This window comes from Cellulomonas dongxiuzhuiae (assembly GCF_018623035.1).
Classification (GTDB): domain Bacteria; phylum Actinomycetota; class Actinomycetes; order Actinomycetales; family Cellulomonadaceae; genus Cellulomonas; species Cellulomonas dongxiuzhuiae.
Genome location: NZ_CP076023.1, coordinates 423,749 through 446,332, shown reverse-complemented (window position 1 = coordinate 446,332; position 22,584 = coordinate 423,749). Strand labels below are relative to the sequence as shown.

Annotated in this window: 20 protein-coding genes and 1 pseudogene; 7 read left to right on the top strand and 14 right to left on the bottom strand. The window is 72.9% G+C overall.

The window, feature by feature from the left end:
* Positions 1-99: 99 nt before the first annotated feature.
* The 5 genes from KKR89_RS02145 to KKR89_RS02125 form a co-directional block, all read right to left on the bottom strand.
* On the bottom strand, positions 100-321 hold the full coding sequence (locus KKR89_RS02145) for a CDGSH iron-sulfur domain-containing protein (protein ID WP_208197063.1): 222 nt from the start codon (positions 319-321) through the stop codon (positions 100-102).
* A complete protein-coding gene (locus KKR89_RS02140; protein ID WP_208197062.1) occupies positions 318-1,292 on the bottom strand; it encodes a glycosyltransferase in 975 nt (324 codons plus the stop codon). The genes KKR89_RS02145 and KKR89_RS02140 overlap by 4 nt, the downstream gene beginning before the upstream one ends.
* Positions 1,289-2,356 carry an iron-containing redox enzyme family protein gene (locus tag KKR89_RS02135; protein ID WP_208197061.1) on the bottom strand — a complete coding sequence of 356 codons (1,068 nt, stop codon included), beginning with the start codon at positions 2,354-2,356 and terminating at the stop codon, positions 1,289-1,291. The genes KKR89_RS02140 and KKR89_RS02135 overlap by 4 nt, the downstream gene beginning before the upstream one ends.
* Before the next feature lie 123 nt (positions 2,357-2,479).
* Positions 2,480-3,769, bottom strand: a complete 1,290-nt coding sequence (locus KKR89_RS02130) for a cytochrome P450 (RefSeq protein ID WP_208197060.1) — start codon at positions 3,767-3,769, stop codon at positions 2,480-2,482.
* Between the two features lie 69 nt (positions 3,770-3,838).
* A complete protein-coding gene (locus tag KKR89_RS02125) occupies positions 3,839-3,997 on the bottom strand; it encodes a hypothetical protein (protein ID WP_208197059.1) in 159 nt (52 codons plus the stop codon).
* Positions 3,998-4,100: 103 nt separating this feature from the next.
* Here KKR89_RS02125 and lgt point away from each other — a divergent pair, with 103 nt between their 5' ends.
* The gene (gene lgt / locus KKR89_RS02120; RefSeq protein WP_208197058.1) at positions 4,101-4,979 is read left to right on the top strand and encodes a prolipoprotein diacylglyceryl transferase; all 879 of its coding nucleotides are present in this window, start codon (positions 4,101-4,103) and stop codon (positions 4,977-4,979) included.
* Positions 4,980-4,988: 9 nt separating this feature from the next.
* On the opposite strand, the pseudogene KKR89_RS18125 reads toward lgt, so the two are convergent.
* From KKR89_RS18125 to KKR89_RS02110, 3 genes and pseudogenes are all read right to left on the bottom strand, one after another.
* Positions 4,989-5,081 (bottom strand): annotated as a pseudogene (locus KKR89_RS18125) (transcriptional regulator); the annotation flags it as partial.
* A gap of 50 nt (positions 5,082-5,131) precedes the next feature.
* A complete protein-coding gene (locus KKR89_RS02115) occupies positions 5,132-6,016 on the bottom strand; it encodes an alpha/beta fold hydrolase (RefSeq protein WP_208197057.1) in 885 nt (294 codons plus the stop codon).
* Complete coding sequence (locus tag KKR89_RS02110; RefSeq protein WP_208197056.1) at positions 6,013-6,726, bottom strand: TetR/AcrR family transcriptional regulator; 714 nt, start codon at positions 6,724-6,726, stop codon at positions 6,013-6,015. Before KKR89_RS02110 ends, KKR89_RS02115 begins: the two co-directional genes overlap by 4 nt.
* A gap of 205 nt (positions 6,727-6,931) precedes the next feature.
* Between KKR89_RS02110 and KKR89_RS02105 the strand changes: the two genes are divergently transcribed.
* The 3 genes from KKR89_RS02105 to KKR89_RS02095 all read left to right on the top strand — a co-directional run bounded on the left by KKR89_RS02105 (position 6,932) and on the right by KKR89_RS02095 (position 10,973).
* Positions 6,932-8,632, top strand: coding sequence for a glycoside hydrolase family 27 protein (locus KKR89_RS02105; RefSeq protein ID WP_208197055.1), 1,701 nt, complete (start codon positions 6,932-6,934; stop codon positions 8,630-8,632).
* Positions 8,629-10,464 carry a family 43 glycosylhydrolase gene (locus tag KKR89_RS02100; protein ID WP_208197054.1) on the top strand — a complete coding sequence of 612 codons (1,836 nt, stop codon included), beginning with the start codon at positions 8,629-8,631 and terminating at the stop codon, positions 10,462-10,464. The genes KKR89_RS02105 and KKR89_RS02100 overlap by 4 nt, the downstream gene beginning before the upstream one ends.
* Before the next feature lie 131 nt (positions 10,465-10,595).
* Positions 10,596-10,973 carry a cupin domain-containing protein gene (locus KKR89_RS02095; RefSeq protein WP_251140972.1) on the top strand — a complete coding sequence of 126 codons (378 nt, stop codon included), beginning with the start codon at positions 10,596-10,598 and terminating at the stop codon, positions 10,971-10,973.
* Positions 10,974-11,006: 33 nt separating this feature from the next.
* On the opposite strand, the gene KKR89_RS02090 is transcribed toward KKR89_RS02095, so the two are convergent.
* Positions 11,007-12,119: an FUSC family protein gene (locus KKR89_RS02090; protein WP_208197053.1), complete on the bottom strand. Its 1,113-nt coding sequence runs from the start codon at positions 12,117-12,119 to the stop codon at positions 11,007-11,009.
* A 212-nt stretch (positions 12,120-12,331) separates the two neighbouring features.
* Here KKR89_RS02090 and KKR89_RS02085 point away from each other — a divergent pair, with 212 nt between their 5' ends.
* On the top strand, positions 12,332-12,979 hold the full coding sequence (locus KKR89_RS02085) for a hypothetical protein (protein ID WP_208197052.1): 648 nt from the start codon (positions 12,332-12,334) through the stop codon (positions 12,977-12,979).
* Positions 12,980-13,034: 55 nt separating this feature from the next.
* On the opposite strand, the gene KKR89_RS02080 is transcribed toward KKR89_RS02085, so the two are convergent.
* The gene (locus KKR89_RS02080; protein WP_208197051.1) at positions 13,035-13,931 is read right to left on the bottom strand and encodes a sulfurtransferase; all 897 of its coding nucleotides are present in this window, start codon (positions 13,929-13,931) and stop codon (positions 13,035-13,037) included.
* Between the two features lie 443 nt (positions 13,932-14,374).
* On the opposite strand from KKR89_RS02080, the gene KKR89_RS02075 reads away from it, so the two are divergent.
* A complete protein-coding gene (locus KKR89_RS02075) occupies positions 14,375-17,038 on the top strand; it encodes an immunoglobulin domain-containing protein (protein ID WP_208197050.1) in 2,664 nt (887 codons plus the stop codon).
* Positions 17,039-17,249: 211 nt separating this feature from the next.
* Here KKR89_RS02075 and KKR89_RS02070 read toward each other — a convergent pair whose 3' ends face one another.
* Positions 17,250-17,750, bottom strand: coding sequence for a CGNR zinc finger domain-containing protein (locus KKR89_RS02070; RefSeq protein ID WP_208197049.1), 501 nt, complete (start codon positions 17,748-17,750; stop codon positions 17,250-17,252).
* A gap of 101 nt (positions 17,751-17,851) precedes the next feature.
* Between KKR89_RS02070 and KKR89_RS02065 the strand changes: the two genes are divergently transcribed.
* The gene (locus KKR89_RS02065; RefSeq protein ID WP_208197048.1) at positions 17,852-18,712 is read left to right on the top strand and encodes an alpha/beta fold hydrolase; all 861 of its coding nucleotides are present in this window, start codon (positions 17,852-17,854) and stop codon (positions 18,710-18,712) included.
* A 138-nt stretch (positions 18,713-18,850) separates the two neighbouring features.
* Here the strand turns inward: KKR89_RS02065 and nrdF are convergent, their stop codons facing one another.
* Genes nrdF through nrdI form a run of 3 tightly spaced genes read right to left on the bottom strand, consistent with a single transcriptional unit; the run spans position 18,851 to position 22,416 of the window.
* Positions 18,851-19,831 (bottom strand): class 1b ribonucleoside-diphosphate reductase subunit beta, encoded by a 981-nt coding sequence (gene nrdF, locus KKR89_RS02060; RefSeq protein WP_208197288.1) that lies wholly within the window; start codon positions 19,829-19,831, stop codon positions 18,851-18,853.
* A 51-nt stretch (positions 19,832-19,882) separates the two neighbouring features.
* Complete coding sequence (nrdE, locus tag KKR89_RS02055; protein ID WP_208197047.1) at positions 19,883-22,030, bottom strand: class 1b ribonucleoside-diphosphate reductase subunit alpha; 2,148 nt, start codon at positions 22,028-22,030, stop codon at positions 19,883-19,885.
* Complete coding sequence (gene nrdI / locus KKR89_RS02050) at positions 22,000-22,416, bottom strand: class Ib ribonucleoside-diphosphate reductase assembly flavoprotein NrdI (RefSeq protein ID WP_208197046.1); 417 nt, start codon at positions 22,414-22,416, stop codon at positions 22,000-22,002. Before nrdI ends, nrdE begins: the two co-directional genes overlap by 31 nt.
* Positions 22,417-22,584: the final 168 nt, after the last annotated feature.

Here is a 22,584-nt window from a genome sequence, read left to right as displayed (position 1 = left end):
GACCCTACCGACACCGCGGCCCGCGGATGCGGTGACCGGGTGACCGGTATGTCGCGATGACCCGGACGGCGGCGCGCGGCGGGCGCGAGGGTGCGGCCGTCAGTCGGACGTGCGGAACCCGTTGACCTTGTGGGTCCCGTCGCACCACGGCGGCGTGGCCGTCCCGCCGCAGCGGCACAGCGCGACCGTCCGGCGGCGTGGCACGACCGTCTCGCCGTCGGCCCCGACCAGCTCGACCGGGCCGCGCACGAGCAGCGGGCCGTCCGCGCAGGGGGTGATGCGCACGGGCCGGCGGCCGCGGGCGTCGTCGTCGGCGGTCATGCCGCGAGCCCCACGGGGTGGCGCAGCCGACGGTTCGTCGTGGCGGCCGCTCGCAGGCGCGTGCCCGCGTAGGGCACACCGCCCCTGACCCGGTGGGCCAGCGCGACCCATGCGCACACGGCCCGCTCGCCCAGCCACACCGGAGCCCACAGCGCCGCGGACGCGGGGTACACGCGGGCGCCACCGTCGCGCCGACGGCCCACCTCCGCCAGCCCGACCGTGGCCACCGCGACCCCGGCCACCGCCCGCCGCACCCGGTGCCGCTGCACCGCCACGAGCAGCGACGGCAGCACCGCGAGCTCGACCAGCAGCCGCCCGGGCTGCGCGTGGCTGTCGTACGCCTGCCGCACGCGCTGCTGCCAGAAGTGCCGCGCGGTCGGGGGCAGGCGCCGCACCAGCAGGTCCCGCGCGACGCGCTCGCGTCCACCCCGCGCCCGGACGGTCCGCACCAGCTCGAGGTTCTCGAACAGCACGTCGGCCGCGTACCCGTGGGGCGGCAGCGCGGCGCGGCGCACGACGAGCGTGCCCGGCCAGTCACCGGCGACCGCACGGTTGAGCAGCGAGCGGCCGGTGTCCCAGCGCGCGTGCCAGGGCTGCGGGTCGAAGACGTTCTGCGGCCGCACCAGGTCGACGTCGTCGAGCATCGCCAGCGCGCGGCCCAGCGCGGCGGCCTCCCAGCGGACGTCGTCGTCGGCGACGACGACGCGCGGGGCGTCGGACACCGCCAGGCCGCGCCGCACCCCCAGGACCTTGCCGTTGCGGCCGCGCCGCGGCGCGGGAGCGTCGACGTGGCGGACCTCGTCGGGCAGGGCGCGCGCGTTGGCGGCCCGCACCGGGTCCGGCGAGCCGTCGACGACGACCACGGCGAGCTCGCGCGTCAGCGCTCGCAGGTAGGCCAGCGCCTCGGCGGCGAGCGGCGTGCCGCTGCGCAGGGGCAGCACGTACACCGCGTCGGGGTGACGGACGCTCATCGCACCGGCTGCCGGAGCGACCGCGCACCGGCCTCCCAGCGGTCCAGCACGTGCTGCGCCCACATGCCGTCGAGCGTGAGGCAGACCGCCGCACCCCAGACGACGTCGCCCCCGAGCGTCGGCTCCTGCTCCACGAGCAGGCCGGCCATGTCCCGCCCGGCGATCTGCTCGTGCACCGCGTCGGCCTCGACGTGCTCGTCGAAGTACTCCGTGACGTCCAGGCCCAGGCCCAGGCGCCGCATGCCGTTGCCGTACAGGCGGTTGGGGACGGACGACGTCATCTCGAACGCCGCCAGGTGCCCGACGATCGCGCCGCGCAGCCGGCGGTGCAGGCCGAACATCGACATGACGTTGGGGTGCGCCAGCGTGATCGCGGGCACGTGGTCGACGTACCGCCCGTACGTGTCGTCCAGGTCCAGTCCGCGCATGGCCTGCGCGAAGAGGGCCGCGTGCGCCCGCTCGGGGTCGCCCGCGCCGTACTCGTCCGACTGGATCTCCATGAGCGCGACCTTCGGCGCCCCGCCCAGCCGCGGCACGGACCACGTGTGCGGGTCGGCCTCCTTGAGCTGGTACACCGAGCGGTGCACGACGAACTCCTCGAGCTGCTCGCGCTGCGCACGGCGGGCGATCCAGCGGGACATGCTGGGGCCGTCGTCGGACGACGTGAGCGTGAAGAGCGTGCGGGCGACCGCGGCCGCGGACGTGTCCGTCGGGGCCTGGACGGTGACGCGCTCGCGCAGCTCCGCCTCGACCGCCCGCTCGAGCGCCGCACGGGCCGCCAGCACGTCCGGCTGCCACTCCCAGTCGTCGTCGACACCGTCGAGCCCGCGGTAGTGCAGCTCGTACATGCAGGTCAGCGCGAGCTGCACGTCGTCGTGCTCGAGCCACGACCCTGTGGGGGCGGCGAGCACGTCCGCGACCTCCCCGTGCAGGACGGCCGGCTCGGCGGCACCCGTCAGGACGCGCAGCAGCGCGTCGCTCAGGGGACCGCGCGGCGTCGGGAGCGGCATCGGCGACTGGGGCCGGGTGGCGAGCGGTGCCGGGGACGACATCTGGATGGTCATGCGTTCCTCCTGCGCGGGTCGCGCCCTGCTCGGCGCCCGCTCATGGTCACCCGGCACCCCCGGACCCGCCACCGGGGGGCGCGGGCGGGGCTGCAGCGCACGCGAGCCTGGTGCACCGGCAGGTCAGGGACGTGCGGCGACCCGGACGGTGGTGTGCGCCAGGGAGCCCGGCAGCGGGTCGTGGCCCAGCCCCGGGTGGGTCACGGGCTCCCAACGCACCGCCCGCACGAGCGCCGCGAGCAGGTGCGACGTGACGTGCAGGACGACGTCGCGCGCGGGGCAGACCACCGGGCCGGCGCTGAACGGCACGACGAGCCCGGCGGACCGGTCGGTGCCCGGCCGGAACGCGTCGGCGTCCGGGCCGAGCGCCGGGTCGCGGTGCCAGTAGGAGCTGACGAGCACCACGCCGGTGCCCGGGTCGAGCGTCGTGCCGCCCCACCCGGTCGGCGCGGTCGTCTCGCGCAGCAGCACGAGGGTCGTCGGCCACACCCGCAGCGTCTCGTCGACCACGGCGCGCGCCAGCGGCAGCACGTCCGCGTCCGGCTGCTCGCGGCGCACGTCGTCCTGCAGCGCGGGCCGCGCCGCCAGCACCGCGAGCGCCCGCCACAGCGTGATGCGCGCGGCGTCGAACGCGAACAGCCAGTGCGCGACCTGCGAGGTCACGGCCGACGAGTCACCGGCGGCGGCACGTCCGTGGCCCGCGAGCGAGTTCGGAGGGGCCGCGACGACGTGCTCGTGGAGCCGCTGCAGGAAGGCCGCGCGGCGCCGCGTCGCCACGGGCACGACGCCCGACCAGTTGGCGCGCCCGCGCAGCGCCAGCAGCTCGTCCGTCAGACGCACGTCGTGGCGTGCGCCCGGGCCGAGCGCGACCTCACGGACCGTCGCCCACAGCAGGTCGTCGACGTCGTCGAACCCGATGTCGTCGTGACGCAGCGCGCGCTGGGCGATCCACGCGGCGTCGGCCGTCACGGTGGCGTCGAACCTGGGCGCCGCGGCGTGCACCGGGCGGCCCGTGTCCAGGGCCGCCTCGTTCCACGCCCGCCGGGGCGGGCGGCGACGCGTCGGGCTGATGAGGACGCCGTCGGGCTGGAAGTGGTGCAGCGCGCCGCGCTTCTCGGCCGACGCGGGCGAGAACGGCTCGGGCGACGCCGCGAGCACGGCCCGCGCGTCGTCGACGTGCAGCGGCACCAGCATGTCGCGCACGCCGAGGCGCAGGAGCACGGGGCGCCGGTCGTACCGGTCCGCGAGGGTCCGCAGCGTCTCGACGCCCCGGTCGTCCCAGTGCATCCGGTCCGCCAGCGGCGTCACCCGCGGGCGCCGCCGGATGGCGCCCTGCGCCACCAGGCCGGCGAGCACGCCCAGGGCACGCGCGGTGTCCGCCGCGCCCAGCGGCACGACGTCCCGCGGCCCCACCCGCTGCACGTCAGGGAGCGCCCGTGCCGCCCGGCCGCTTCTCGTCGAAGCGGCCGGGCAGGTTCTCGCTCACGCGTCGTCGCGGGGGTTGAGGTTCGCCGCCTCCGCGTCCGTGTCGTCGTCGCTCTCCGGGTCGCCGGAGGCCGCGGCACCCGTGCGCGGGTTGAGGCTGGCCGGGTCGGAGTCGGGGTCCTGGTCCGGGTCGTAGCCCGTCGTCTCTTCGCTCATGGCTCCACGTTGTCACCGGTCGCGCCGGTCTGCATGCGCTGGCGACCCCGGGTCGTCCTGCGGACGGATTCCGGCGATCCCGGTCCACAGGGGATGCTGAGGCGTGCACCTCGCCATCCCCAGCCCCGACCTCGCGTGGTCCGGCCTCGATCTCGGCCCCCTGACGCTGCACACCTACGCGCTGTGCCTGCTCGCCGGCATGGCCGCCGCGGTGTGGCTCACGTCGCGGCGCCTGACCGCGCGCGGCGGCCCGCCGGGGGTCGTGCTGGACATCGCCATCTGGGCCGTGCCGTGCGGCATCGTCGGCGCCCGGATCTACCACGTGCTCACGCACTGGGGGGACTACGTCGGGCCCGGCAAGAACCTCCTCGAGGTGCTCTACGTCTGGGAGGGCGGCATCGCGATCCTCGGGTCGCTCATCGGCGGGGCGGTCGGCGCCGCCATCGGCTGCCGCCGCGCCGGGGTGCGCCTGTGGTCGTTCGCCGACGCGCTCGCGCCCGCGATGCTCCTCGCGCAGGCGATCGGCCGGCTCGGCAACTGGTTCAACCACGAGCTGTTCGGCAGCCCGACGACCCTGCCGTGGGGCCTGGAGATCCCCGCGAGCAACGGCGCGTTCCCGCCCGGCCTGCCCGCGGACACGCTGTTCCACCCGCTGTTCCTCTACGAGATGCTGTGGAACCTGCTGGGCATCGCGGTGATCCTGCTGCTCGAGCGGCGCGTCGCGCTGCGCTGGGGCACCGCGTTCGGCGTCTACCTGATCTGGTACGGGACGGCGCGGGTGTGGCTCGAGCTGCTGCGCATCGACCCGTCGAGCGTGACGCCGCTCGGCCTGCCCGCCAACGTGTGGGGTGCGCTGGTCGCTGTCCTCACGGGGCTGACGATCATCGTGGTCCAGCGCCGACGGCATCCCGAGCCGGAGACGTCGGTGATGCGGGACGGGTCGACGGCGCCGGTGGACGAGCCGGTCGAGGACCGCGCCTGACGGTGGCGCTCAGGCCGCCGCGCGGCGGTCGATCCCCAGGGTCGCCACGAGGTCCTCGTGGAGCTCGAACCAGACCCGGTGGCACGAGTCGACGTCGGTGCCGTCGACCCGGCGGGTCCCGCCGCCTCCGGCCGTAGCCGCCCGCGCTCCCCTCAGGCGCGGCCAGCGAGCCCACGGATGAACCGGACGATCTCGGCCGGCTTCTCCTCGGCCATGAAGTGGCCCGCGTCGATGGGCTCGTAGGTGAGGTCGTCCGACCACGCGGACCACAGCGCCCGCGCGTCGAAGCCCAGCTGCGAGCCCCAGTCCTGGGAGATCACGCCGACGGGCATGGTCAGCCCCCGGCCGGCGTCGCGGTCGGCCTGGTCCAGCTCGAGGTCCACGCCGGCGGTCGCCCGGTAGTCCGCGACGATCGCGTCGACCGACGCCACGGCGCTGTCGACGTAGTGCCGGCGCGTCGCGACGTCGAACGCCGAACCGTCGGTGTCCCACGCGTCGAGGAACGACGCGAAGAACTCGGGCGCGACGGCGGCGATCATCTTCTCCGGCAGGCCCGGGGGCTGCGCCATGAGGTACAGGTGCCAGGCGACCTTGGCGTGCACGCCCTGCAGCACGGCCCACGTGTCGAGCGTCGGCAGGACGTCCAGGACACCGAGGTACCGCACGGTGTCGGGGTGGTCGAGGCCGGCACGGACGCCGACGAGCGCGCCGCGGTCGTGCCCGACGAGCCCGAGCTGCTCGTGCCCGAGCGCCCGGGCCACCTCGACGACGTCGCGGGCCATCGTGCGCTTGCCGTAGGTCTCGGGGGTCGCCGCGGCGGGCTTGGCGCTGTCCCCGTAGCCGCGCAGGTCGGGCACGATCACGGTGTGCTCGTCGGTCAGCGCGCGGGCGACGTGCCGCCACATGTAGTGCGTCTGGGGGAAGCCGTGCAGCAGCACGACGGCCGGGCCGTCACCGGCGACGGCCACGTTCAGCTCGACGCCGTCGGCGCCGGGCAGCCGGTGGTAGGTGAAGCCGTCGATGGTGGGCGATGTCATGGGGTCTCCTCGGTGGGGGTGGCGGGGGTCGCCGGGGTGGCGGGGTCCGGCGTGGGATGGCCGGAGAAGATGCCGCGCGGCAGGGTCCGGTCGGGGCCGCCGGTGCTGCGCAGCGCGGGGACCAGGACGGTGTCGACGAGCGACGCGAGGTAGTGGTCGTCCGCGGGGAGCCCGTTGAGCCGGCGCAGCAGCAGCACCGAGCCGGCGACCTCCTCGTACGGGAACGGGTCGACGCCCGCGGGCAGCTCGCCGCGGCGCACGGCCGCCTCGACGACGTCCGCCGGCAGCCGGGCCCCCGTCGGGCCCGTCGACCGCTCGATCTCGTCGCACAGCTCGGGGTCCTCGAGACCGGCCTGCAGCAGGAGCATCGCGGTCCGCCCGTCGGACGAGCGCATGGTCGTGTCCAGGCGGCGGCACAGCGCGAGCAGGTCGCCGCGCAGGCTGCCGGTGTCGATCGCGTCGGGCCCGGAGCGGGCGGCGGGGCCGGCGCGGAGCGCGGCCATGACCATGTCGCGGCGGGTGCTCCAGCGGCGGTAGAGCGTCGCCTTGGAGGCGCCGGCGCGGCGCGCGACCTCCTCGAAGGTGACGCCGTCGTAGCCGGCCTCGGCGAGCAGCGCGGTGACCGTCGCGAGGATCTCGCGCTCGCGGCGGTCGTCGCGGGGACGTCCGGGGCGGGCGCGGGCGCCCTCGGGGGTATTGGGATACGACACGTTCCGTACCGTAACAGCACCGGTGGTGACGCCCGCCCCGCGACGCGTCCCGCACGACCGCTGTCGAACCGTTTCACCGCTGGACCGGCGCGCGCCCGCGCGTAGCCTCGACGACGCGTTGTGAACGTTCACGGCCCCGACGGACACCGACGTCCGCCGGGTCGGTCCGGCCCGCCCGCGGGCCACGTCCGCCGAGGAGACCTCCGTGTCCCGCACCCGTCCACGTCCCAGGCTGCACGCGCTCGCGCTCGCGCTCCTCCTGCTGGTGCCGCCCGCCGCCGGCCTCACCGCGCCGGCCGCCGCGGCCCCCACCCCGACCGTCGACGAACCCGCACCCCTGCCACCGCTGGGGTGGAACTCCTGGAACACCTTCTACTGCAACATCAACGAGCAGATGATCCGCCAGGCGGCCGACGCCATGGCGAGCTCCGGCATGGCCGCGGCCGGCTACCAGTACGTCGTCGTCGACGACTGCTGGATGCAGGACACCCGCGACGGCTCCGGCAACCTGCGGGCGAACACCTCCCGGTTCCCGTCCGGCATGAAGGCCCTCGGCGACTACATCCACAGCAAGGGCCTGAAGTTCGGGCTCTACCACGCCCCGCGCGAGAAGACCTGCGACCAGTACTTCGGCAACCGTCCCGGCACGTCGTCCAACGGGTACGAGACGCGCGACGCCCAGCTGTTCGCGTCGTGGGGCGTCGACTACGTCAAGCACGACTGGTGCGACCCGCGCGGCAGCGTGCAGGAGCAGGCGACGCTGTTCAAGCGGTTCGGCGACGCGCTCAAGGCCACGGGCCGCCCGATCGTCTACTCGATCAACCCGAACAGCGCGCACGACAACACGGCCCCGACGTACTCCGGCTGGGGCGCGTTCGCGGACATGTGGCGCACGTCGGAGGACCTCAAGGACGCCTGGTCCACGGGCTGCCCGCCGTCCGACCACTGGTGCTTCGTCGGCATCACCGAGGCCCTCGACATCGTCGAGCCCATGCGGGAGTGGACGAGGCCGGGGCAGTACAACGACCCCGACATGCTCATGGTCGGCGTGCGCAACACCCTGACCCCCACCGAGAACCGCGCCCACATGAGCATGTGGGCGATGCTCTCGGCGCCGCTCATCGCGGGCAACGACATCCGGAACATGAGCGCCGACGTCCGCGCCGTGCTGACCAACCGCGACGTCCTGGCCATCGACCAGGACCCGCTGGTGCGCCAGGCCGACCGGGTGCGGGACGACGGCGACGCCGAGGTCTGGGCCAAGCCCCTGGCCGACGGGTCCGCCGCCGTGGCGCTGCTCAACCGCGGCGGCAGCACCCGGACGATCTCCGCGAGCCTCGCCGAGGCGGGCCTGGCGACGGGCACCGCGACGTACCGCGAGCTGTGGACCGGCGCGTCGGGCCAGACCGGTGACCGCATCACCGCGAGCGTTCCGGCGCACGGCGTCGCGCTGTACCGCGTCACCCCCGGCGGGACGGGCCCCGACCCGACGGCCTCGCCCACGCCGACGCCCACGCAGCAGCCCGGCACCACCACGACGCTCGTCAGCGCGTCGTCCGGCCGCTGCCTGGACGCCCCGAACGGTGCGACGACCAACGGCACCAAGCCCGTGATCTGGGACTGCCACGGCGGGACCAACCAGCGCTGGGAGGCCACGGGCGCGCAGCTGCGCGTGCTGGGCCGCTGCCTGGACGCGCCGAACGGCGCCGCCGCCGGCACGGCCGTGCAGCTGTGGGACTGCCACGGCGGCACCAACCAGCAGTGGACGTTCCAGTCCGACGGCACGATCCGCGGTGTCGCGTCCGGCCTGTGCCTCGACGTCGACCGCAACCTCACGGCCAACGGCACGGGCGTGCTGCTGTGGCACTGCTCCGGCTCGGCCAACCAGACGTGGAGCCGGCGATGACCCGCCGGTGGCGCGTGGCCGCGCTGGCGGTCGCGGCCCTGCTCACGCCTGTCGCGCTCGCCGTCCCGGCGCAGGCGGACAACCCGATCGTCCAGACGATCTACACGGCCGACCCTGCGCCGCTCGTGCACGACGGGCGGCTCTACGTCTACACGACCCACGACGAGGACGGCTCGACGTGGTTCACCATGAAGGACTGGCGCGTCTACTCGACGACCGACATGGCGAACTGGACCGACCACGGCTCCCCCATGAGCCTGGCGACGTTCTCGTGGGCGCAGTCCGACGCCTGGGCGGGGCAGGTGGTCGAGCGGGACGGACGGTTCTACTTCTACGTGCCGGTCGTCAAGCGCGGCGGCGGCAACGCCATCGGCGTCGGGGTCTCGGACAGCCCCACCGGGCCGTTCCGCGACGCGATCGGCCGGCCCCTGGTCGACAACGCGGAGATCGACCCGAGCGTGATGATCGACGACGACGGCCAGGCGTACCTCTACTACGGCAACCCGAACCTCTGGGTCGTGCGGCTGAACCGCGACATGGTGTCGCTGGCCGGCAGCCCCGCCCGGATCCCGTTGACAACGGCGGGCTTCGGCACCCGCCCGGGCAACGTCGCGCAGCGGCCCACCCTCTACGAGGAGGGCCCGTGGGTCTACCAGCGCAACGGCACGTACTACAACGTGTTCGCCGCCGAGTGCTGCAGCGAGTTCATCGGCTACTCCACGTCGCCGTCGCCGACCGGCCCGTGGACGTACCGCGGCACGGTCATGCCACGTCAGGGCGCCAGCTTCACCAACCACCCGGGCGTCATCGACTACCGCGGCAGGTCGTACTTCTTCTACCACAACGGCGCGCTGCCGGGCGGTGGCGGTTTCACGCGCTCGGTGGCGGTCGAGCAGTTCACGTACGGCGGCGACGGGTCCATCCCGACGCTGACGATGACCGCCGCCGGGCCGCCGCAGATCGAGCCCCTCGACCCGTACGTCACGCAGCAGGCGGAGACGATGGCCTGGGCCAGCGGCCTGGAGACCGAGCGGTCCACCGAGGGCGGCATGAACGTCGGGTGGATCGAGAACGGCGACTGGCTGCGCGTCGAGGGCGTCGCGTTCGGCACCGGCGCAGCCACGTTCACCGCACGCGTCGCGTCGGCGGGCAGCGGCGGGCGGATCGAGGTGCGTCTCGACAGCGCGTCCGGCGCGGTGGTCGGCACGTGCACCGTGCCCGGCACCGGCGTGTGGCAGACGTGGACGACGGTCAGCTGCCCGGTGACGGGTGCGACCGGCACCCGGGACCTGGTCCTGCGGTTCACCGGTGGCAGCGGCAGCCTGTTCAACGTCACGAGCTGGCAGTTCACCCGCGGCGGGGGCGGCGACCCGACGCCGACGCCCACACCGACCCCGACGCCCACCCCGCCGTCCGGGGACGTCCGGATCATCAACCGCGCGAGCGGCAAGGTCATGGACGTGCAGGCCCCCAACCGCGACGACCTCGCGGTGGTCGGCCAGTGGACGAGCAACGGCCAGCCGTGGCAGCGCTGGCAGGTGGTCGACGCGGGCGGCGGTTACGTCACCGTGCGCTCCGTCAACAGCGGCAAGTGCCTCGACGTCAGCGGTGCGTCGGGCGCGGACGGCGCCCGCCTCATCCAGTACACCTGCCACGGCGGCACCAACCAGCAGTTCTCCTGGCGGTCGACGGGCGACGGGTACGAGCAGCTGGTGACGCGGAACAGCGGGAAGTGCGTGGGCGTGGTCGGCGGCTCGACGGCCGACGGCGCGGCGCTCGAGCAGCGCACGTGCACGTCGGCGGCCATGTTCCAGTGGAGCCGCGCGGCCTGACCACGGCCCCACGGCACGACGAGGTCGGCGGCTCCCGGAGGTTTCGGGGGCCGCCGACGTGTGTGCTGGAGGAGTGTCGGTGCGCGGCCGTACGGTGGCAGCGAGCGGTACGACGCGAGGAGGCGGTCACCGTGGCCGGACAGGACGAGCCCACCATCCCCAGCGTCATCCCCGCCGACCGGCTGCGCCTGGCCGGCGGGCGGACCCTGCGGTTCGAGGGGGCGCAGCACGGGTCCGGCGTCAGCTTCTTCCTCGTCACCAACGCGCCCGGGCAGGGGCCGAGCCTGCACCGCCACCCGTACTCCGAGACGTGGTCCGTCCTCGACGGTGAAGCGACCATCCGGATCGGCGAGCACGACGTCGTGGCGCGCACCGGTGACACCGCCGTCGTGCCACCCGACACCTGGCACCGCTTCACCAACACCGGCGACGGCGACCTGCGGATGGTCTGCATCCACGCATCACCCGTGATGATCCAGGAGGACGCCGACGAGGACCCGTCGCGCTGAGACGCACCGCCGCGCCCGGTGCGCACCGACGTCTCAGCGGTCCGTCTGGTCGTCCTCAAGCTCCAGGCCCTCGGCGGGGCTCGTCGACAGCCGGACGTCCGCCGGCGTCAGCGCCGACAGGGACCGCCGCAGACTGGTGACGACCGCCGAGACGACGAGCGTCACGGCGTCCGACCCGCCGCGCTCGCCGTACCGGTGCAGCGCGGAGACCAGCGTGGCCGTCGCGCGGTCGGCCGACCGGCGGCGCCCGGGCTCCACGTCGTGGGTCGCAGCCTCCGCCGTCGTGGCGGCCAGCTCGCGCAGGGCGTCCGCGGTGGGTGTGCGCAGTTCCTCCGGCAGGTGCGCCACGCGCAGGCCCCACGGCTCGTCCTCGACCATCGCCTGCAGGTCGTCGACGAGCAGCACAGCCTGCTGGAGGGCGCGGAAGTCGTCGGTCCGACGCGCGACGTCGTCCGCCCGGCGCCGCGCCCTGCGGTTCACGCGTGCCGCCTGCCGCAGCTCGTCGACCTCCGTCCGCGCCCGGTTCAGCGGTCCGCTCAGCTCGTCGCGGTCCGGGAGGGCGATGTCGTCGTCCCCACGCGGGTCGATGGCCGCCGCGAGCGACCGCAGGTGCTCGACGCACGCCTCACGCAGCGCGTCGAGCGCACGGTCGGTCCGCTCCAGCGGCAGCGCGGGACGCACCGTGCTGACGACCACCGTGCACGCCGCGCCCAGCAGGAACAGCCCCGCGTACGCCGCGATGTAACCGAGCTCCTCCCCCTGCCCGACGAGCAGCACGAACATCCCCGCGACCGGCACGTACGAGCGCGCGTCACCGAACCACGGCACCCCGGCGAGCAGCATCCCGAGGCCCACGACCAGCGCGATGGCGGCGACCCCGTGGCCGAGCACCGCAGCCGCCAGCACCCCGACGGCCCCGCCCAGCAGGATGGCGGCGACCGTCCGCACGGCCTCCGCCACGGACCGGACGACCGCCGAGTACGTCGTGGCCACCGCGCCGAAGGGCGCGTAGAACGCGTACTCCTGCGCGCCCGGCACCTGCCGCGCGAGCACCCACGCGACGGTCGCCGCCAACGCCGCCTTCAGCGCCAGCTCCACGCGCGGGTGTCGCAGGAGCCGACGCGCGGTCCCACGGTCCGTGCTCATCACCCCAGTCGAACCCGGGGTGCGCGCACGGGCAAGGCGGCTACGGGCAGGGTGTGCGTCCCGGTACCGGTTCACGCGTCGGCGAGCACCGCGCTCCGCCCTCGTCTCGCGGGAGCCTTGCCGCCCGTCGCGCGCGGTGGAAGCCTCGTCACGGGGCGCGACGCAGCACGGCCGATCTCGACCGGTCCGGCGTCGCCGGCGAGGGGGCCCCCATGAGGACGACGACAGGTCGGCGGGTGGTCGCAGGCGGCCGGACGACCGTGGCGGTGCTGGTCGGTGCGGTGACGCTCGCGCTCATCGCGGCCCCGGGAGCGGCGGCGCCGAGCGCGCCCGACGAGCGCGCGCCCCTGTGGTCGGGGGACGGCCTGCGCGCCCTGCTCGGCCGGGTCGACGACCCCGCGGGACCCGACGGACCCGTGGTCTGGGAGGACGGGCGCATGCACCTGCTCGACCCGGACGGACGGTCGGGGTTCACACCGGTGACGATGCACGAGGACGGGCAGGTCGCCGGGCAGGGCGGGGCGTCGGGCACGACGCCGATGGTGTGGGACCGGCGCACGGGGCTGCGGGCGCTGCCGAGCCCCGGGACCGAAAGTCGCGCGTTCGGCTTGGGGCGTCCCGGGCTCGTCGTGGGGGTCACCGCGCCGGAGGGGGCGCGGACGTGGCGTGCGGTGGTGTGGGTGCTCGGGGTACCGGTCCGGCTCGGGGAGCGGCTCCCCGGCCACCCCTCGCCCACGTCGAGCACCGCCGACGACGTCAACGACCACGGTCAGGTCGTCGGCCAGCTGGGCCTCAACGAGCCCGGCACGGGCGACGGCTACGGGCGTGCGGTCCTGTGGGACCTCGTCCCTGGACGGTGAGGGCTCCCGGGGGTCGGCCCGCCGCCTGGTTCCGTCGGGGACCCGGCCCCGCTCGTCAGCCGACGTCGACCGGTCGGCTGTAGTCGGACGTCCACTCGGACAGCGACCCGTCGTAGACCGCGACCTCGGCGCCGGTGGCCACGTAGGCCGCGAAGGCCGGCACGGTCGCGGCGATGCCGCCGCCGCAGTAGGTCACGGCGCCGTCGCCGTCGAGCAGGCCGCCGGACCGCAGGCGCTCGCGGAGCTCGTCGGCGGGCAGGAACCGGCCGGTGCCCGGGTCGAGCAGCGTGAACAGCGGCACGTTCACGCTGCCGGGGATCCGGCCGCGGCGCGGGTACGGGCTGACGTCCTGCTCGCCGCGGAACGTCGCGGGGTCGAGCGCGTTCACCAGCAGCCCGGGCGCGGAACCTGAGGAGATCCGTTCGACCTGCGGCAGCGTGGCCAGCAGCTCGGGGCGCTCGCGGGGTGTCAGCGTCGCGGGCGTCGCACGTGCGGCCGCGTCGTCCTCGGCGCCCGACGCGGCGGCGAACCCGGCCGCCTGCCACGCGGCCAGCCCGCCGTCCAGCACGGAGACCCGGTCGTGGCCGAGCCAGCGCAGCAGCCACCACACCCGCGTCGCCCACGCCGAGCCGACGTCGTCGTACACGACGACGTGCGTGTCGTCGCCGATGCCGAGGGCACCGAACGCGGCCGCCAGCGCCTGCGGGGACGGCACGGTGAACAGCTGCGGCGCGCTGGTGTCGGACAGCTCGTGCGTCACGTCGACGAACGCCGCACCCGGCACGTGCGCCTCGAGGTACTGCTCGCGCAGCGGCTCGGCCGTGTACGGCTCGGCCTCGCCGTGCGTCGCGAGGGCTGTCGAGGCGTCGAGGACGACCAGGGTCACGGTGCTCGCCGCCTGCGCGGCGCGCAGGGCGTCGGGACTGACGAGGGCGGGAAGTGCGGGGGCCATGGGCGATCTCCTCGCTGGCGGACGGTTCGGTGCCGACGGTCGTCCTCGACGCTACGCGGCCCGGGAACCGGCCGACAGGTACGACCGGTCGATGCCTGCACCGGCGCGCCGGGGTGCTCGCGCTCTGCTGACTCGCGCTGCCCACCGTCAGCTCCTGGTACCGCGCACCCGGAGGAACCTCTCCGTGAGCGCTCAAGTCCGGGCGCGGCGGCGCCGAGACCCCAAGGGAGCGCCGCTTGTCGCCCTGGACCTGGTGTCGTACGTGCTGCCGGGTCAGATGCCGTGTGCCGCCCGCCGACGCGACGTCGCAGGCTGCGGGCAAGCACGCCCCGGAGCGGTGCGGTCCGGAACGGGCCGGTAGGTGGCCACGCGTGCCGGGCAGCTGCGGGCGGCGTGGACCTGCCACCTGGACCGACCAGGGGCGCAAGTCGAGAGGACGGCCCATGACGGCAGTCGACCGGAAGCCCGGCCCCACGCGCGCACGCGCCCGGACATTGCCGTTGCGGCGCGCGCTCGCGGTGCTGCTGGCCGCCTGCCTGGGCACGGGCATCCTCACGGTCGCCGTCGCGGCCCCGGCCGCTCCGGCAGCCGCCGAACCCGGGGGGCGGCACGAGTACACCGCACCGGCGTTCACCGTTGCGGACAATGGGTACTCCGACCCCGACACCATCGTGCTCGAGGTGCCCGAGGGCACCGGCATTCTCACGGGGGCGTCGATCCGCATGCACGGTGGTCCGGAGGGCCGGGCCGAGACGCTCGCGATCTGGGTCGAGACACCTACCGGACCCGTGCTGGGGCCCGGGTGCCGCGACAGCGAGGGTGGGTTCTCGCTGTGCCAGCAGGACATCCTGCAGGTGTCGGACCCTGCCGGAACGTGGCGGTTGTACCTGTTGGACGGGATGCCGCGCTTCGACGGCTCGGTGGACAGCTACGACGGGCTCACGCTGAGCCTGACGACTGAGCCGTACCCTCCCGCCCCGACGATCACGGCGCACCCCGCCGCTGAGGTCCAGGCCACCGTCGGCACCCCGGTGACGCTGACCTCCTCGGGCAGCGGCTACCCGGCCCCTCAGGTGCAGTGGTGGGTCGTGACGCCGGACGGGGGCGACGTCATCCCCGGCGCGACGAGTCCCGACTACACCTTCACCCCGACGTCCGAGGACCACGGGCGCGCCTACTTCGCCACGTACGCAAACCGCTGGGGCTCCGCGATGACCCGCAACGCGGTCATCATCATCGCGACGCTCCCGCAGATCACGGTCCACCCCACCGCCGCCCAGGTGCAGTCCGGGCAACAGGTCAGGTTCGTGTCCGACGCCACCTCCTACCCCGAGGCGACGGTTCAGTGGAAGCGGCTGGATGCTGCCACCGGGGCGCCGGTGGACGTCCCGGGAGCGACCAGCAAGACCCTCACCTTGGAGGAGGTGACGTTCGCAGATCACGGGACGAGCTACGTCGCGGTGTACACGAACCCCCTCGGAGACTCCTGGACGGATCCTGCGCTTCTGCAGGTCGAGCCCGCGGCTGCGTCGGTCGTCACCGACCCGGTCGACATGACCGTCCGGGCAGGCAGCCCCGCGTCCTTCACCGCCGAGGCCACCGGCGACGGGATCGTGAGCGTCCAGTGGTCCGTCGCCACGCAGGGCAGCTCGACGTTCGACCCGATCCCCGGGGCGACGTCGCCGACCTACTCCCTCACCTCGGCGAGCGCCGACGACGACGGGAACGTCTACCGGGCCTACGTCAGCAACGACCACGGTGGCGAGTTCAGCGCTTCGGCCACCCTTCACGTCCAGTACGCCCCGGTGATCCTCGAGCACCCGGAGCCTGCCCTGGCGACCAGGGAGGGTGACGCGAAGTTCACCGCCGCGGCCTCAGGCAACCCGACCCCCACGGTCCAGTGGCAGGTCAGCACCGACGACGCAGCACCGTTCACCGACATCCCCGGTGCCACCTCGCCCACGCTGGAGCTTCACGGTCTGCGGTACGCCGACAGCGCCCGGTACCAGGCCGTGTTCACCAACGAGGTCGACAGCACCACGACCGGCTGGGCACGGCTCCGCGTGCCCGGCACCCGGCCGTCCCTCACCGTCGAGCCGACCGATCAGGACGTCCTGGCAGGCACCGAGGTGACCTTCACCGCGGGCGCCGCCGGGGACCCGACGCCCTCGGTCCAGTGGCACGTGATCACCGGCAGCGGCCAGGAGCCGATCCCCGGTGCGACGTCCGCGACGTACACGTTCACCGCCGGCGCGCACGACGACGACACCCAGTACTACGCCATGTTCATCAACGTCGCGGGGTCCGTCGGCACGATGCCCGTGACCCTGACGGTCAGCGCCGCACCCGTCGTGACGTCGTCACCGGCCGACCGCAGCGCGCCGGAAGGCACGACGACCACGTTCACCTCGCACGCCACCGGGCACCCCGCCCCCAGCGTGCAGTGGCAGGTCAGCACCGACGACGGGACGACGTTCACCGACATCGACGGTGCCACCGGCGCCACCCTGGACGTCGTGGCCGACCTCGACGTCACGGGCCACCAGTACCGCGCGGTCCACACCAACCGCGCCGGTGACGACATCTCCGACCCGGCCACGCTGAGCGTGCTGCCGCTGCCGGTCGTGGTCACCGAACCGACACCCCAGTCCGCGACGGCCGGGGGGACGGTCACGTTCTCCGTCCGACCCGACGACCCGACCGCCACCATCCAGTGGCAGGTCAGCACCGACGGCGGGCTCACGTTCAGCGACCTGGAAGGCGAGACCGACGGCGACCTGACGTTCGTCGCGACGCCGGACCTGGACGGCAACCTGTACCGGGCGCTGTTCACCACAACCGGCGGCACGACCGCCACCGAGGCCAGCGTGCTCACTGTGGCCGCCGCACCCGCCCCGCCCCTCCCGGCTGAGGGTGGCGCGGTGCCGCCGGCAGGCACCCCGGCTGACGTCTCGCAGCCGGCCGCAGGCCGCACCCCAGGTGGGACGCAGGCATCCGCCCTGGCCGTCACCGGCGGAGACCCGGGACTGCTCGCACTGGCGGCAGGGCTGCTGGCGGCCCTCGGCCTCGCCGGCGTCACCATCGCACGGCGCCGGACCGCGCGGTAGGCGAGCCGGCCACCCGACGAGGGGCGGGCTGCCACCGGCGCCCGCCCCTCGTCGCGGCGCACCGAGTCGATCCGGCTCATCCCCCTTCGGGGAGGGCCCGTCCCGGTCGTCGAGGTAGGAGCTGACCGCACCCACGGACCACGCCGGGCCCCCCGAGCCAGGGGTAGTGGGTTGCGCCGCGAGGATGGCCCCGCGGGAAGAGACTGACTGCTCACGCCCCGCGGCGGGCGCGCTCCGCGTGGCTGCGGACCTTCATCCGGTTGCCGCACACCGCCATGGAGCACCACTTCGCGGTGCCGGGACGGCTGTGGTCCACCAGGAAGAGGTTGCACTCGTCGTTCGCGCACGGGCGCAGGCGCCCGGGCAGCTCCTGCTGGACCCGCGACCACGCCATGACGGCGCGCGCCGCGAGCCGCTCGTCCGCGGGGGCGCTGAGCTCCCACCGGACGCCCGTCGCCGTCACCTCCGGCACGAGCGAGGCGTTGCGGAGCATCGCGGCCACCTGCTCCTGCGCGTCGTCCTGCCCCCGGATCACCGCGTGCAGGGCAGCGCGGGCCCGCCGAACGCTCGCCAGCTCGGACGCCGTCCCCGCTCCCCCGAAGCGGGCGACGAGCTCGCGCCCTGCCGCGCCCTCGAGCTCTTCGGTGACTGCGCCGTCGACCACTGGGCTGCTGTTGAGCACCGCCAGCAGCAGGTCCTCGTCCTCCACCATCCCCGCACCTCCGACGCCACCGGCTCCACGTCGACCGTTGCCGACGTCACGACCTGATGCTACGGTCCGCTAACCACTTAATCAACTGATAGGGGTTAGTCATGTCCCGGACGCACCACCGCACCGTCACCGTCGGCGGTCTCGAGGTGTTCTACCGCGAGGCGGGGCCGCAGGACGCCCCGGTGATCCTGCTCCTGCACGGGTACCCGACGAGCTCCCACATGTTCCGCCACCTCATCCCGGCCCTGTCGGACACGTACCGCGTCATCGCCCCGGACCACATCGGGTTCGGCCGCTCGTCGGCACCGTCCGCCGAGGACTTCGACTACACCTTCGACGCCCTCGCCGACGTGACCGCGGCGTTCGTCCAGGCACTCGGCGTCGAGCGGTACACGGTGTACGTCCAGGACTACGGCGCGCCGATCGCCTGGCGCCTCGCACTGGCCGACCCCACCGCCGTCGAGGGCGTCATCTCGCAGAACGGCAACGCGTACGAGGAAGGTTTCGTCCCGGCCTTCTGGGAGCCGATCTGGGCCGACGCGGCCCACCGGACGACGAGTACGCGGGACGCGCTGCGCCCCGCGCTGGGACGGGCGGCGGTCGAGTGGCAGTACACGCACGGCGTACCCGACCCGACACTGGTCGACCCCGACGCGTGGGAGCACGACATCACGCTGCTGCAGCGACCCGGCCAGGACCTCGTCCAGCTGGACCTCTTCCGCGACTACGCGAGCAACCGCGACCTCTACCCCGCGCTGCACGACTGGCTCCGCACGTCCGGCGTCCCGGTGCTCGCCATCTGGGGCCGCAACGACGAGATCTTCGCGGCGGCCGGCGCCGAGGCGTTCGCGCGGGACGCGCCCGGCGCGCGGGTCGAGCTGCTCGACGCGGGGCACTTCCTGCTCGAGACGCACCTCGAGGAGGTCGCGGCCTCGATCCGGGACTGGCGTCGCACGTTCTAGCGCCGGCAGACGGCGGTCACCGCCCGCACGAACCGGCCCGGGTCGCGATCGAGCACGCCTCCCGCAGGCACCACAGCACCGTGGCCGCCGTGACCGTGACCAGCAGGTCATGGGGGCCACGGCGGCCTCACGCCGGACTCAGAAGTCCCAGTCGTCGTCCTCGGTGTTGACGGCCTTGCCGATGACGTACGACGAGCCCGACCCGGAGAAGAAGTCGTGGTTCTCGTCGGCGTTGGGGCTCAGCGCCGAGAGGATCGCCGGGTTGACGTCCGTCTCGTCACGCGGGAACAGCGCCTCGTAGCCCAGGTTCATCAGGGCCTTGTTGGCGTTGTAGCGCAGGAACTTCTTGACGTCCTCGGTCAGGCCCAGGTCGTCGTAGAGGTCCTGCGTGTACTCCACCTCGTTGTCGTACAGCTCGAAGAGCAGGTTGAACGTGTAGTCCTTGAGCTCGGCGCGCTCGGCCGGCGACACCAGCTCCAGGCCCTTCTGGAACTTGTAGCCGATGTAGTACCCGTGCACGGCCTCGTCGCGGATGATGAGGCGGATCAGGTCGGCCGTGTTCGTCAGCTTGGCGCGCGACGCCCAGTACATGGGCGCGTAGAAGCCCGAGTAGAAGAGGAACGACTCGAGCATCGTCGAGGCGACCTTGCGCTTGAGCGGGTCGTCGCCGCGGTAGTACTCGAGGACGATCTCGGCCTTGCGCTGCAGGTTCGGGTTCTCCTCCGACCAGCGGAACGCCTCGTCGATGTCCTTGGTCGACATGAGCGTCGAGAAGATCGAGGAGTACGACTTGGCGTGCACCGACTCCATGAACGCGATGTTCGTGTAGACGGCCTCCTCGTGCGGGGTCAGCGCGTCGGGGATGAGGCTGACCGCGCCGACCGTGCCCTGGATGGTGTCCAGCAGCGTCAGGCCCGTGAAGACGCGGCTCGTCATCGTCTTCTCGGCCTCGGTGAGGGTCGCCCAGGACTGGATGTCGTTGGAGACCGGCACCTTCTCGGGCAGCCAGAAGTTGCCGACGAGGCGGTCCCAGACCTCCGCGTCCTTCTCGTCGATCAACCGGTTCCAGTTGATCGCCGACACGCGGTCGACCAGCTTGATCTTGCCTGTGGGGCTCATCATGTCGTTCGTTCCTCAGTCTCGTCGAAGGCGTTGTCGCAGGTCAGAGCGTCACAGCATGCAGCTGACGCAGCCCTCGACCTCGGTGCCCTCGAGCGCCATCTGCCGCAGGCGGATGTAGTAGATGGTCTTGATGCCCTTCTTCCACGCGTAGATCTGCGCCCGGTTGAGGTCGCGCGTGGTGGCGGTGTCCTTGAAGAAGAGCGTGAGCGACAGGCCCTGGTCGACGTGCTGCGTCGCCTCGGCGTAGGTGTCGATGACCTTCTCGAACCCGATCTCGTACGCGTCGGCGTAGTACTCGAGGTTGTCGTTCGTCATGAAGGGCGCCGGGTAGTAGACGCGCCCGATCTTGCCCTCCTTGCGGATCTCGATCTTCGAGGCGATCGGGTGGATCGAGCTCGTCGAGTGGTTGATGTAGGAGATCGACCCGGTCGGCGGGACGGCCTGCAGGTTCTGGTTGTACAGGCCGTGCTCGGCGACGAGCGCGGCGAGCAGCCGCCAGTCGTCCTGCGTGGGGATCCGGACGCCGGCCTCGTCGAACAGCGCCTGGACGCGCGCGGTGCGCGGCTTCCACTCCCGCTCGACGTACTTGGTGAAGTACTCGCCGGTCGCGTACGTCGAGCGCTCGAACCCGTAGAACCTCTCGCCGCGCTCCTGGGCGAGGAGGTTCGACGCGCGGATCGCGTGGTACGCGACGGTGTAGAAGTAGATGTTCGTGAAGTCGAGGCCCTCGTCGGACCCGTAGTGGATCCGCTCGCGCGCCAGGTACCCGTGCAGGTTCATCTGCCCCAGGCCGATGGCGTGGCCGCCCGCGTTGGCCTTCTTGATGGACGGCACCGACTCGATGCTCGTCTGGTCGGACACCGCGGTCAGCGCGCGGATCGCGGTCTCGACGGTCTTGCCCAGGTCCGGGGAGTCCATCGACAGCGCGATGTTCATCGACCCGAGGTTGCACGAGATGTCGCGACCGACCTCGGCGTACGACAGGTCCTCGTTGTACGTCGACGGGGTGGAGACCTGCAGGATCTCCGAGCACAGGTTCGAGTGCGTGATCTTGCCCTCGATCGGGTTGGCCCGGTTCACCGTGTCCTCGAACATGACGTACGGGTAGCCGGACTCGAACTGGATCTCCGCGAGGGTCTGGAAGAACTCGCGCGCGTTGATCTTGGTCTTGCGGATGCGCGCGTCGTCGACCATCTCGTAGTACTTCTCGGTGACGTTCACGTCGGCGAACGGCACGCCGTAGACGCGCTCGACGTCGTACGGCGAGAAGAGGTACATGGGCTCGTTCTTCTTCGCCAGGTCGAACGTGATGTCCGGGATGACGACGCCGAGCGACAGGGTCTTGATGCGGATCTTCTCGTCCGCGTTCTCGCGCTTGGTGTCGAGGAAGCGGTAGATGTCCGGGTGGTGCGCGTGCAGGTACACGGCGCCGGCGCCCTGGCGGGCACCGAGCTGGTTGGCGTAGCTGAACGAGTCCTCGAGCAGCTTCATCACGGGGATGACGCCGGACGACTGGTTCTCGATGTGCTTGATGGGCGCACCGTGCTCGCGGATGTTCGACAGCAGCAGCGCCACGCCGCCGCCGCGCTTGGAGAGCTGCAGCGCGGAGTTGATGCCGCGCGCGATGGACTCCATGTTGTCCTCGATGCGCAGCAGGAAGCAGGAGACGGGCTCGCCGCGCTGCGCCTTGCCGAGGTTGAGGAACGTCGGCGTCGCCGGCTGGAAGCGACCGGAGACGATCTCGTCGACCAGGTGGGACGCGAACGTCTCGTCACCCTCCGCCAGGGACAGCGCGACCATCGTCACGCGGTCCTCGAAGCGCTCGAGGTACCGCTTGCCGTCGAACGTCTTGAGCGTGTACGAGGTGTAGTACTTGAACGCGCCGAGGAAGGTCTGGAAGCGGAACTTCTTCGAGTACGCGTGCTGGAAGAGCGACTTGACGAACGCGCGGTCGTACTGCGCGAGCACGGCCGGGTCGTAGTACTTGTTCTCGACCAGGTAGTCGAGCTTCTCCTCGAGGTCGTGGAAGAAGACCGTGTTCTGGTTGACGTGCTGCAGGAAGAACTCGCGCGCGGCCTGCCGGTCGGCGTCGAACTGGATCTTCCCGTCCGCGTCGTAGAGGTTGAGCATCGCGTTGAGGGCGTGGTAGTCCAGCCCCGTCAGGTCTACGCGGGTATCCGCGACTGTCGCTGCCAAAATCTTCCCAATCCCTCACGGACGCGGTTGACGTCCTCAGTGGTTCCCATGAGCTCGAAGGCGTACAGGTACGGCACGTGGCACTTGGTGGCCACGATGTCGCCCGCGATGCAGTACGCCTCTCCGAAGTTCGTGTTGCCGGCCGCGATGACGCCGCGGATCAGCGCACGGTTGTCCTCGTCGTTGAGGAACTTGACGACCTGGCGTGGCACGGCGCCGCCCTCGTTGCCCCCGCCGTAGGTGGGGACGACGAGCACGTACGGCTCGCTCACGTGCAGGAACCCGTCGGTCGGCCGCAGCGGGATGCGCTGCGCCGACAGCCCGAGCTTCTGCACGAAGCGGTGGGTGTTATCCGACGCGGACGAGAAGTAGACGAGCTGTGCCACGTCCGCCTCCTTGTCCGCGACCTGTGGTGGACGACCGGGCCTCCGGCACGCCGAAGCCCCGATCGACTGCCGGGTGCAGGCCGACCGGCACCGCAGGGTGCCGGTCGGCCTGTTCTCGAATGCCCGCCGGGCCGACGCGGCGTGAGCCATGCGTCGGCCCGGGGCGTG